The 11426-nt window shown below is 65.0% G+C and carries 9 protein-coding genes, 1 tRNA gene and 2 pseudogenes; 5 read left to right on the top strand and 7 right to left on the bottom strand.

All coding sequences use genetic code 11. From position 1 onward, the window contains the following. Window positions 1-279 precede the first annotated feature (279 nt). Entirely contained in the window at window positions 280-939 is a 660-nt protein-coding gene (locus tag NI18_RS26555) for a TonB-dependent receptor plug domain-containing protein (RefSeq protein WP_306286249.1), read from the top strand. Here NI18_RS26555 and NI18_RS26550 read toward each other — a convergent pair. Continuing rightward, entirely contained in the window at window positions 911-1129 is a 219-nt protein-coding gene (locus tag NI18_RS26550) for a hypothetical protein (RefSeq protein ID WP_306286248.1), read from the bottom strand. The two genes, NI18_RS26555 and NI18_RS26550, sit on opposite strands and share 29 nt — an antisense overlap. Before the next feature lie 126 nt (window positions 1130-1255). On the opposite strand from NI18_RS26550, the gene NI18_RS05500 reads away from it, so the two are divergent. Next, complete coding sequence (locus NI18_RS05500) at window positions 1256-2704, top strand: TonB-dependent receptor (RefSeq protein WP_347574804.1); 1449 nt, start codon at window positions 1256-1258, stop codon at window positions 2702-2704. A 184-nt stretch (window positions 2705-2888) separates the two neighbouring features. Continuing rightward, a pseudogene (locus tag NI18_RS05495) lies at window positions 2889-3991 on the top strand (NADH:flavin oxidoreductase/NADH oxidase). Window positions 3992-4036: 45 nt separating this feature from the next. On the opposite strand, the gene NI18_RS05490 reads toward NI18_RS05495, so the two are convergent. Together NI18_RS05490 and NI18_RS05485 are read right to left on the bottom strand one after the other, a co-directional pair. Next, window positions 4037-4834, bottom strand: coding sequence for a glucose 1-dehydrogenase (locus NI18_RS05490; protein ID WP_031441113.1), 798 nt, complete (start codon window positions 4832-4834; stop codon window positions 4037-4039). Window positions 4835-4916: 82 nt separating this feature from the next. Next, a complete protein-coding gene (locus NI18_RS05485; RefSeq protein ID WP_236559017.1) occupies window positions 4917-5294 on the bottom strand; it encodes a hypothetical protein in 378 nt (125 codons plus the stop codon). Window positions 5295-5331: 37 nt separating this feature from the next. Here NI18_RS05485 and NI18_RS05480 point away from each other — a divergent pair. Further along, a tRNA-Ser gene (locus NI18_RS05480) sits at window positions 5332-5421 on the top strand. A 293-nt stretch (window positions 5422-5714) separates the two neighbouring features. Then, window positions 5715-7493, top strand: coding sequence for a hypothetical protein (locus NI18_RS05475; protein WP_037528645.1), 1779 nt, complete (start codon window positions 5715-5717; stop codon window positions 7491-7493). A gap of 93 nt (window positions 7494-7586) precedes the next feature. Here NI18_RS05475 and NI18_RS26545 read toward each other — a convergent pair whose 3' ends face one another. From NI18_RS26545 to NI18_RS26530, 4 genes and pseudogenes are all read right to left on the bottom strand, one after another. After that, window positions 7587-8441 (bottom strand): TonB-dependent receptor, encoded by an 855-nt coding sequence (locus NI18_RS26545; protein ID WP_306286247.1) that lies wholly within the window; start codon window positions 8439-8441, stop codon window positions 7587-7589. A 23-nt stretch (window positions 8442-8464) separates the two neighbouring features. Continuing rightward, complete coding sequence (locus tag NI18_RS26540) at window positions 8465-9289, bottom strand: TonB-dependent receptor (RefSeq protein WP_306286250.1); 825 nt, start codon at window positions 9287-9289, stop codon at window positions 8465-8467. A gap of 887 nt (window positions 9290-10176) precedes the next feature. Beyond that, window positions 10177-10335 (bottom strand): annotated as a pseudogene (locus NI18_RS26535) (hypothetical protein); the annotation flags it as partial. A gap of 20 nt (window positions 10336-10355) precedes the next feature. After that, window positions 10356-10676: a hypothetical protein gene (locus tag NI18_RS26530; RefSeq protein ID WP_306286246.1), complete on the bottom strand. Its 321-nt coding sequence runs from the start codon at window positions 10674-10676 to the stop codon at window positions 10356-10358. Window positions 10677-11426: the final 750 nt, after the last annotated feature.

The raw sequence follows: 11426 nt of genomic DNA, 5'->3' as shown, positions 1-11426 counted from the left end.
AAGCGCGCTGCCCCCGCGCTGCCGTTCGTGCGCGCCGCGGTGGCGAGGCCGGGAAGCGCGAGCGCGGAGCCGGAGCCGAAGAGCGTGAGGGCGTCGCGGCGATTGATCGTCATAACAGTGCCTTTTGCGGTGATGCCGCCTGCTAGGGGCGCTCGGCGTCAGTCACGTTGCGGCAGCGTTACGCCGCGATGACAGGCCGTCACGCGTGGGTCATGTATCCGACGCGGAACCGTAACGACCCCGCCCTAGGTGCTCGCTCACTGACAATCGGGGGACTTCATGACGACCATTTTTACGCGCCTGGCTCTGGCCGCGCTTGCTGCATCCTGTTCGACGGGTGCGCTTGCCCAGGCGATCGTCGCGCCCGATCCGGCGACCGGCACGGCCGCCCGCGCCGACGTGACGGGCGGCGACGACATCGTCGTCACCGCGCAGAAGCGCGAACAGCGGATCGAGGACGTGCCGTTGACCGTCACCGCGCTCACCGGCGCGAAGATGGCGGATATTGGCGTCAACTCGCTGTCCGAAGTCGCCGCCTATATTCCCGGCCTGCAAATCCAGGAGCAGAGCGCGAACAACCCCGGCTTCGTGATCCGCGGCATCACCTCGGACAATGGCTCGTCGCAGCAGGGTGCGCGGGTGACGCTCTATTATAACGGCGTCGACATCAGCCGCTCGCGCGGCGCCTATCAGGATCTCTATGATCTCGAGCGGATCGAAGTCGTGAAGGGCCCGCAGGCGACGCTGTTCGGCACCGCCGCCGCGGTTGGTGCCATCAACCTTATCTCCGCCAAGCCGCAGCCCGGCACCTCGGGTGCGATCACCGGCTCCTATGGCAATTACAACCGCACGCAGGTGTCGGGCTTTATCAACGCCGGCAACGACGTGCTGTCGGGACGCTCGCCTTCGCCTATAAATATCGCGACGCTATGTCCGTAACATCGCCGGCGATGCGAACATCCCCAACCAGAACCAGGGCAAGGTCGATCAGGACGATCTGAACGGGCAGGACCAGCGCGGCATTCGCGGCTCGCTGCGCTTCCGGCCGAACGACGCGGTCACCGCCGATCTCGTCCTGACCTATGATGGTCAGCGCAATCCCGGCACCGCGTTCAAGAGCCGCGCGCATGCCCCGACCGGCGGCCAGACGGGCGATTACGGCAATGCCGAACTCTCGGGCTCGCCGTTCAGCGCCGAGGCGCTCGGCGCGCGCAAGCTCGGGCTCGACCGCAACGTCTATGACGCCAACCTGACGGTGTCGGTCGATCTGTCGCCCGGCATCACCTTCACCACCGTCAACGGCTATCGCCGCTTCGACGCACTCGAAATCTTCGACGCGGATGGCGGCCCGGCCTGGTATCTCGAGTTCGCCGAGGATGCGAAGGGCGACCAGTGGAGCCATGAGAGCCGCTTCGCGTTCGACGGCCCGAAATATCGCGCATCGTTCGGGTGGAACGCCTTCTTCGAAAACGGGTCGCAGCGCGTCCCCTTCTCGACCGAGGAGGGCACCTATATCGCTTGCTCGATCGCCACGGCCTATCAGCCGTTCCGTACCGCGCTGAACGGCGCGGGGATCCCGACCGGCCCGGGCTGTGTCGCCGCCAACGGCACGATCCCGGCGGCGACCCGCGCCACCGCGATCCTCACCGGCGGCCGTTCGACGCAGATCCCCTATTCGTCCGAGTTCACCAATTACGGCAACAACGACACCTATTCGGTGTTCGCCGATGCGACCTATATCCCGATCCCGGCGCTCGAGCTGACCGCCGGCGCACGCATCCTGATCGAGGATCGTCAGTCGGGCTATTCGTCGATCCAGCCCAATTCGCAGATTCTCGCCGCGCTGGGCGTCCGCACCAGCCTGCTTGGCACCGCGAACACCAACGGCGTGAAGTTCGAGGCGGACCAGAGCTTCGCCGCGATCCTCCCGCGCTTCAACGCGCTGTTGAAGCTCGACGACGATGTCAGCCTTTACGGCACGATCAGCAAGGGCCGGCGCTCACCGGTCGTCCAGTTGGCGGCACTCAACGCCGTCAACGGCGTACGCCCCAATCTTCAGATCGTGCCTGAGGAAAATGTCTGGAACTACGAAGGCGGCATCAAGGGTCGCGTCGGACCCTTCACCGGCGCGGCATCGGTCTTCTATCAGACCTATGACGGGTTCCAGGTCTCGGTAAACGAGGTCAATCCCGCCAATGGTGCGGTCGTCGCGGTCACGCGCAGCGCGGGCTCGGCGAAGAATGTCGGCGTCGAGCTCGAGGGCAATCTGGCGCTTGGCCAGTATCTCTCGGTGTTCGGGACCTTCGCCTATCTCGACGGCGGGATCGCGGACCAGCCTGCAGGCACCTTTGCCGGCAACCGCTTCCGCCTCCAGCCGAGCACCACGGCATCGGGCGGCGCGACGCTCCGGCTCCCGCTCGGCGGCGCGGTCTTCTATGCGACGCCGAGCGCGAATTACCGGTCGAAGGTGTTCTTCGAACTGCCCAACAGCGCCGCGATCAGCCAGCGCGGCTACACGCTGGTCAACCTGCGTGCGGGTATCGAGCTCGCGGACGGGCGCTACCGCGTCGGCGGCTTTGCGCGCAACCTGACGAACAAGCGGTACCTGATCGACGCGGGCAACACGGGCGGCGGCTTCGGCATCCCGACCTATATCGCCGGCGAACCGCGCTTCTACGGCGTCGAGCTCGGCGCCAAGTTCTAAACAGCCCTGTCCCACCCTGTCGTTCCGGCACGCGCCGGGACGGCGGGGACCATCCGCGGGCCTGGGCCAGGTGGCGGGTCGCTTCTTGGGCGGCTCCTAACCCGGCCCCGTGCGTTGACGCGCATTCCCCATCGCATGAGGTTCTCAAGATGCGCGCCATCCCCATCGCTACGGCCGTTTCCGCATGAGCGGTCCGCAGCTCTTCACGCCGTTCAAGGTCGCAAGCTCGATCTCGCCAATCGGATCGTCATCGCGCCGATGTGCCAATATTCGGCGGTCGACGGCTGCATGACCGACTGGCACCTGATCCATCTCGGGCATCTCGCGCTGTCGGGCGCGGCCCTGATGATGCTCGAAGCCGCCGCCGTGACGCCCGAGGGGCGGATCACCTATGCCGATGTCGGGCTGTATGACGATGCGAGCGAAGCGGCGATCGCGCGGACACTCGACAGCGTGCGCCGCTGGTCGGACATGCCGATCGGCATCCAGCTGTCGCATGCCGGACGCAAGGCGTCGTGCGAGGTGCCCTGGAAGGGCGGCGGTCAGATCGCGCCCGACGCTGAGCAGGGCTGGCAGACCGAAGCCCCCTCCCCGGCCGGTTTCCTGCCCGACGATACGCCGCCGACGGCGCTCGATCGCGAGGGGCTGGCGCGACTGCGCGACGCGTTTGCCGCCGCGGCGACGCGCGCGGCTCGCCTCGAGATTGATGCGATCCAGCTGCACGCCGCGCACGGCTATCTGCTCCACCAGTTCCTCTCGCCCTTGGCCAACCACCGCGACGACGACTATGGCGGCAGCCTCGAGAACCGGATGCGCTTCCCGCTCGAAATCTACGACGCGGTCCGCGCCGCCTTCCCGGCGGATCGCCCGGTGACGATGCGCGTATCGGGCACCGACTGGGTCGAGGGTGGCTGGGACGGTGAACAGACCGTCGCCTTCGCAAAGGCGCTTGAGGCTCGCGGGTGCGACGCGATCCACGTCTCGAGCGGGGGCCTCAGCCCGGACCAGCAGATCCCGGTCGGCCCGAGCTATCAGGTCCCGCTGGCGCGTCAGGTCAAGCAGGCGGTCGGCATCCCCGTCGTCGCGGTCGGCCTGATCACCGACTATGAACAGGCCGAGGCGATCATCGGTACCGGTGACGCCGATCTCGTCGCGCTAGCCCGGACCCTGCTCTACGATCCACGCTGGCCGTGGCATGCCGCCGCACATCTCGGCGGCCATGTGAAGGCGCCCAACCAGTATCTCCGCTCACAGCCACGCCAGTACAAGGACCTGTTCAAGGCCTGACGCCAACCGCGACCCTCGCAGGTCGCGGCAATGTCTCCAGCGCGGTCAGCCGTTGTCGCGGAAACCGGGATACAGACTCATCCCGCCGTCGACGGTCAGCGTCGATCCGATGATATAGTCCGCGGCATCGGACACCAGGAACAGCGCCGCACGCGCGACATCGTCGGGTTCGCCGATCCGTCCATAGGGGATGAGCTCGAGCAGCGCGTCGGCGGCATCGCCCTTGGTCGCATCGGCGTTGATGTCGGTCGCGATCGCGCCGGGCGCCAGCGCATTGACCCGGATCCGCTCCTGCGCGACCTCCTGTGCCAGCGTGCGCATCAGCATCCCGCTGCCGCCCTTCGACGCCGCATAGTTCGCATGCCCCGCCCAAGGGATCGTCTCGTGCACCGAACTCATGAACAGGATCTTGCCGATCGCCCGACCAAAGCCGCGATCACCCTGCGCGCGGAAGCGGCGTACCGCTTCGCGCGACACGAGGAACTGGCCCGTCAGGTTGACGTCGATGACGCGGCTCCAGTCCGCTAGCGTCATGTCCGCATAGCCCGCATCCTTCTGCATGCCGGCATTGGCGAACACGACGTCGACGCCGCCGAACCGCGACACGGTCTCGTCGAACAGCCGGAGGACGGCATCCTCGTCCGCGGTATCGGCCTGACAGGCAAACGCCTTGCCCCCGCCCGCCACGATCCGCGCGACCACGTCGTCCGCCGCCTCGCGATTGCTGTTGTAATTGACCGCGACGCGCGCGCCGGCCTGCGCGAAGAGCAGCGCGGCGGCGCGTCCGAGGCCGGAGCTTGCACCGGTGACGATAGCGGTCTGTCCGGAGAGATCGATGTGCATGGGGCTCGCTTTCGCTAGACTGTCGGGAGTTGCGTCCCCAACGCCCGCCTTGCCAAAGCTATCCGTCTGCCCCCACGGGGGGCTAGTCGTCCAGCGTGTCCGCCGTCCGCAGCGCGCGCACATAGGCCTGCGCAGCCTGTTGCTCGGTCGCGGTCTTGAACGCGTCACGAGGGTCGGGCGCATCGCCGAGCGTCGCCAGCACGGCCCACAGCGCAAACCGCCGGCCGGTCTCGCGCTCGGTCCCGAACGCGATCCGGACGCGCTCGAGACCGTCATCGATCGCGATCGTATCCAGCGTATCGAGATCGGTCGTGCCGAAATAATGGGTGAGCATCGCGTCGAGATCCATGACGCAGCGCTGCCCGAGCCGTGCGATCGTGGCAAGCCATGTCGAACGGTCGGCCCCCTCCGTGCGAAAGAGTTGCGCAACGCTCCACCCCGACCTAGATGCCGGTCGCACGCGCCCCTCCGCCATCGCGGCGGCGCGGATACGGTGCGGAAGAGTGTCCGAGTGGTTTAAGGAACTGGTCTTGAAAACCAGCGTAGGGGTAACTCTACCGTGGGTTCGAATCCCACCTCTTCCGCCAAAGCGTCGTCTCAGCTTGCCTCGCTTAGGCTAATGACAGCGCCCAAGGCCACGTCTCCGGCGCGTTCGCATCCCCGGAGAACCGAACCGGTTCATAAACAGCGCTAGTAAATCGGAGTGACTGTCAGGGCACCGGGTGAGCCCGGACGTCCAGAATGGGAGCAAGCATTCTTACAGACGGTGCTTGAAGATCGTCTGTACCGGTACCCTGGTCTCGGAATGACTTGATTTCGGGCTCGGTCAGGAGCTTCATGTACATCCGAATGCTTTGAGGTAATGCGGGGCTTCAGACAAATGAAGCGGTGGTTGCTCTTCATCCTGGGTGTGGCCGTCAGCGTCCCGGCGCAGGCGCAGCTTGCGGCACCGGTGAAGAATGGCGACTCGACCATCGTCGTCACGGGCAACCGAAGCCGCGAGTCGAAGGTGGAGTTGAGCGAGTGGCGAATGGCGGAAACGCCGCACGTCGTCGTGTTCAGCCAGGGCGACGAAACTGCGTTGCGGCGCACCGCGCACAATCTCGAAAAGCTGCACTTCCTGCTCTCGGTCCTTCATGGCCGGGTGGATCAGCCTGACGAGACGATCAAGATCGCCGTGACGATGATCGGCGATGTCGCATCGTTCGAACAGCTTCGACTGACCGAGCTGCGCTGGCAATATGGTCCCTTCCCGCAGGCGTTCGAAAAGACGATCTACTATGATCCGCGCGAGGAAGGGTCGGTGCTCGCAACGACCGAGGAGGGCGTGAACCTGGTTCTTCAGCCCTCCGTCGGCCGCAAGACGAGCCGCAATTGTACGCGCGAGCAGGACCGAAACCCTCCAATCGTTGATTACTACATAAGCCCCAGGGTGACGGCGACCGGACAGCCGACGTACGACGTGAACCAGATTCTCGGACAGCTCGCGGTGAACGAGATCGCCTTTTGCCAATGGGCCGAATCCCGCGTGTATGCCGCCTTCGCCCAGAACTACCTGATGACCTATTTTCCGGCAGCGTATCCGCGCTGGTATCTTCAGGGGTTCGGAGAATTGTTCGCGACGATGGAAGCCGGCGACGACTTCGTGGAATATGGCCACCTTCCGCCTGGCTACGCGAAGGTCATGCATCATTACGGTCTGTATCCGGTCACGCACATCCTCGACGGGCGCTATCTCTCGGGCAAGGGTAGGGCCTGGACGCCCTATCACGCATGGCGGCTGGTCCACCTTCTGTATTTCTCCGAGGAGTGGAAGCCGCGGCTTCACGATTATCTGAAAGCCCTAGCACGGGGTGACGACTTGCCGACCGCCGCGAGCGCCCTTGGCAATCCGAGCCAGTTCCAAAGCGCCGTGACCGCCTACCGAGGCCGCAAATTACAGGCTGAAAAGATGGCCTTTCCGGCCAATCGCGCGCCGGAACCCAGCATCCGCCGTCTGACCCTCGCGGAGGCCGGGCTGATCCGTGGCCGGCTTGAACTCGGCGCGCGGATCGAGGTGCCCGACGCCGGCCCCGACCGTGAGAAGGCGCTCGCACGGCGCTCCGCGTGGCTCGACCGGCTTCGCGACAACGCGACACGCTTCCCCGCCCTGACCGAAAACCATCTGCTCCTGGCCGAGGCCGAATGCCGCACCGGCAATCCCGAAGCCTGTCTTGAAGCCGCTGAGAGGGCGATTGCACAGTCACCGACGGAAACACGCGCGCTGGTGTGGAAAGGCACGGCGCTGACGCAGCTGGCTGTGCGCGCTCCCGCCGTCGAACGTCGGCAGCGGCTTGCAAACGCGAGACGTTTCATCGTCAGGGCCAACCGCCTGGACCCGGAGAGCAGCCTCGCGCTGATCGCGTATCACGACAGCTTTGTAACGGCGGGCGAGCAGGCCCCGGATGTCGCGGTAGAGGGGCTGTACAAGATCGTTCAGTCGGCGCCCGCCGCGCCCGGTCCGAGACTGAAACTCGGTGAGGAGCTGATCGCCCGCGACCTTCGGGGTGAAGCGCGCAGAATGCTGCTGCCGGTCGCCAAAGGGGCGTTCGCAACGCCGGAACAGCCCGTCGCCGCCGCTTTGCTGTCGCCAGCGGGGGCGACGGAGCCGGGGCGTTAGCGGCTGCTAAAATCCGGCGTTCGCAGACCGTAGCACGTTGAAACATCGCCGGGGTCCTTATCCGGACCCCGGCGATCACGTCAGTCGGTAACGTTACAGCCGCAGCGAGACCCCTGCGACGAGCTGCCGGCCGAGCAGGTCATACCCCATCACGGTATTGCCGCGCAGCAGCCCGATCCGCGAACGGCTGTCCGGGATGAGCGGCGGATCGCGGTCGAAGATGTTGTTGGCGGCAAGCCGGAACGTCATCTGCTTGTTGATGTCGAAGCTGAGCGCGACGTCGATCCAGTTGTACGAACCGACACCCGGATATTGATCGCGCCGGGCGCTCGCGTCCTGGGCGGGGATGCCGGTGTCCTCGGGCGCGTAGATATCGAGCGGCATCGCGCCGCGGTGGCGCCAGTTGACCGACAGGCTGGTCGTGCTGTCGGGCGCGGTCCAGGTGGTGCGGAGCTGGTGCTTCCAGCGCGGCATGCTCTCGCCGCAGAGATTGCCGAAATATCCCACGCAGTTGCGCGGTTCGATCGTGGGCGACGATTGCGAGCCGACGCGGGTCATCAGCGTCCCGTTGAAGCTCATGTCGAGCCGGCCGACGCCGCCCAGACCGACATTATACTGCCCCTGGAAATCCCAGCCATGCGACTGCGACTTGTAGCCATTGGCCGAGCCGCGAGCCACCCAGCCCGTCGACGGACTGGTCGCAGGCGAGCTCGAGAGCGTGCCGGTGCCGGGATTGCGGACGATGCCGCGGCAGAAATATTCGTTCCCGGTCGCAAGGCACTCGCCGATGATGTTCTGCGGCTGGAGGAAGTCGAGCTGGTCCTTCAGATCGATCAGCCAGCGGTCGATCGACACCGTCAGGCCGGGTATGAAGCGTGGGCGCAGCACGACGCCGAAGGTCTTGGTGAAGGCACTTTCGGGCGTCAGGTTGAACCCGCCCTCGCGCACGGTGCAACGATCGTCAGGGCAGATCAGCGAGGCACTGCCATAGAGATTGTCGGCAAGGCCGGTGTTGCGGCATTGCTGCAGCGTCGCCGACGGCGCCAGTCGCGCGCCGTTGGGGTTCGACGGATCGATCCGCGGCGCACAGGGATCGGCATAGAAGCCTGGTTCCAGAAGATGTTGGCGGCACCCTGCGCGGTGCTGACGCCCGGTGCGGCCTGGGACTTGTTGTACGAGGCGCGCAGCGTGATGTCCGCCACCGGCGACCAGAGTCCCTCGACCTTCCAGGTATCGAACTTGCCGTCGAGCCGGTTGTACTGCGACACGCGGTAGCCGGCGTTGACCTGCAACAGCTCGGCGAACCGGCGGTGTTCGATCAGCGGTGCCTGGACCTCGGCATTGGCTTCGAGGATGCTTTGCGTGAAGCGCTGGTTCTCGCCGCCGTTATTCTGCTGGAAGACCTCGTTGACGATCGTGCGTTCCATCTCCTCGCGATATTCCGCGCCCAGCGCGATCGCGATGCCCTGGTCCGCAAGCGGCGAGGTAATGCCGTATCGGCCCAGATCGCCGCTGACGGTGCCGACGAACTGCAACAGGCGCGGAATGCGCGTGCTGATCCCGCCGGTCGCGCCACCGTAGAGATACTGGTTGAGCGCCGTATCCTGGTTGAACGGCGCGACGCGTTGAACGGCACGCAGGACGGATCGGTCCCGTTGACGACCGCACGACAGGTCGGCGTGCCGTTGACCCGGACGACGTCGAGCGAGCGATTGATGTTCTCGAAGCGCGCGAACGGCACGTCGATGGTGTCGAGCCGCGCGCGCGAGATCATGCCCGCGACATCGTACGACCACACGCCGTCAAAGCCGCGCCCGCGCAGCCCCGCGACGATACGATAGCCCTCGTTGGTGAAGCGCTGCCGCACCAGTGGCAGCCCGTCGAAGCGATAGCGGACGTCGATCGGCGCATATTGTCCGGCGACACCGGCGTTGTCGCCGCACAGATCCCGTGCCTGCGAGGTCGACAGGAACGCGTTGTCGCAATTCACGCGGAACGGGTCCGAGCCGTACGCACCGAAGTTGAAGGTGCGGTTGAGCTGGGTGTTGTAGGACTTGTCGCGGTAGAACAGCCCGTTGCCGTACAGCTCGATGTCATCGGTGATCTTGGCGGTGAGGAAACCGCCAAGGTTGACGCGGTTGAACGCGCGCTGGACCGCCCAATTGTCATAGGGGTTGGCCGACGAGCCCTGCGGCCCGCTGTTGATCGGAATGAAGGTCCCGTTGCCGTTGGGATTGTTGACCAAGATCTGCCCGGCGCGCGGCCCCGACTGCGGAATGATCGTACCGGCGGGCGTGAAGCTTGCACGCGAACAACCGAGCGGCGAGGTGTTGGTCGGCTGGACCGCCTCGCAAACCGAATAGGAGCGATCGACAAGTTCGATCGGATTGGACTGGCGGTAATTGATGAACCCGGTGATGTTCACCCGGTCGTTGAACAAATTGGTACCCGCCGCCAGGCTGACGTCCGAACGACCACCGTCATTGGTCAATCCGCGCTTGGCGGCGAAACCCGCACGACCTGCCGCCTCGGTGACCGCGTTGCTGCCATTGTCGTGATTGTAGAAGCTGTAGTTCGCGTCGAGCCGGATGCCTTCGAAATTCTTCTTCAGCACGAAGTTGACGACGCCCGACACCGCGTCGGATCCATAGACGGACGAGGCACCACCGGTCAGCACGTCGATCCGCTCGACCAGTGCGTTGGGGATGATGCCGACATCGACCGTGTTGGCGAGGCCCATGCGAAGACCGTCGATCAGCGTCAGCGTGCGCTCATAGCCCAGGCTGCGCAGCTTGATGCGCTGGCGACCTTCGGAATCGCTGAAATTCTGTTCCGAGTTCACCTGCACCTGCGGCAGGCGATTCAGCACCTCCTCGATCGTCGTCGCGCCTGTGCCGCGATTTCCGCGGCGGTCGTCGTCACGATCGGTGCGGCGGACCGGTTGTTCGGCCGCGCGATGCGCGTGCCGGTGACGACGATGTCCGACGCTTCCCGCCGTTCGCCGGTGCGTTCGGCATCTGCAGCGAGCTTGGCGGAGGCGACGGGATCGCCGATCGCGGTCTGGCTTTCCTGCGCACCATCGGCCGCGCCTGTATCCGACGCCTGGGCCTGCGCCTGAGCCGGCATCGCAAACAACGCCGCGACGCAACATGTCGTAGTCAGAAACCCTTTGAACAGCACCATTCCATTACCCCCCATGTTGCCGATCGGGTCACATGATGGTGATGCATCGTATCGTTTGCCGCCGACCCTGTTCGGAAGCGTTCGATGAACAACAGGACGCCCTTTCATCGGGATCTGTCGCCCCGTGACCTTGCTGACCTTGTTCGGCATCACCATCCGGACCCTCGGACAGGCACATGCTGTCACGTCCCAAATATCAAAACAATACCAATAATTTCAGAAATGACACGCGGTATGGATTTTGTGTCGTAACGGTCTCAATCGGTATCAATGACAGCACTTTGCGTTCCTCAGGCCGCACCATTCCGCTTCGGTTGCGAGTTCGTCCCCTATGGAGCTGTATCCGCTGGGGTCATTGCTATAGGTCGTCGATCAACGCGTCCAAAGCGCAAGCAAGGCGGATAAACTTGCTTGCGACGCGACGCTCTAGACCCGGCGTGACGTGCTCTCGCCTTCCATCCACTTGTGACCGGCGAAGAACACGTCCAGGACCAGTGGAGAGCGGAATGACGACGACAGGACGAGAAGCGACCTGATAAAAGAAATTTGCGAGTGACGATCGCGATCAATCGGTTAGACCCTGCCGCACAAGGGGGGATCTCTACACCATGAAGCACCGCGCACTGACCGCCATCGCACTTTGCCTCGTCGCCACCGAACTGGCCGCACAGACCACGCCGCCACCGGCCGCCAGGCCCGTCGAACGGACCCAGGCGCCCGAGAATCAGGCGACGGTGCCCACCCGCCCCC

This window comes from Sphingomonas sp. Ant20 (genome assembly GCF_000783375.1).
Classification (GTDB): domain Bacteria; phylum Pseudomonadota; class Alphaproteobacteria; order Sphingomonadales; family Sphingomonadaceae; genus Sphingomonas; species Sphingomonas aerolata.
The sequence above is the reverse complement of the archived record's forward strand: the minus strand, read 5'-3'. Positions and strand labels throughout refer to the sequence as shown.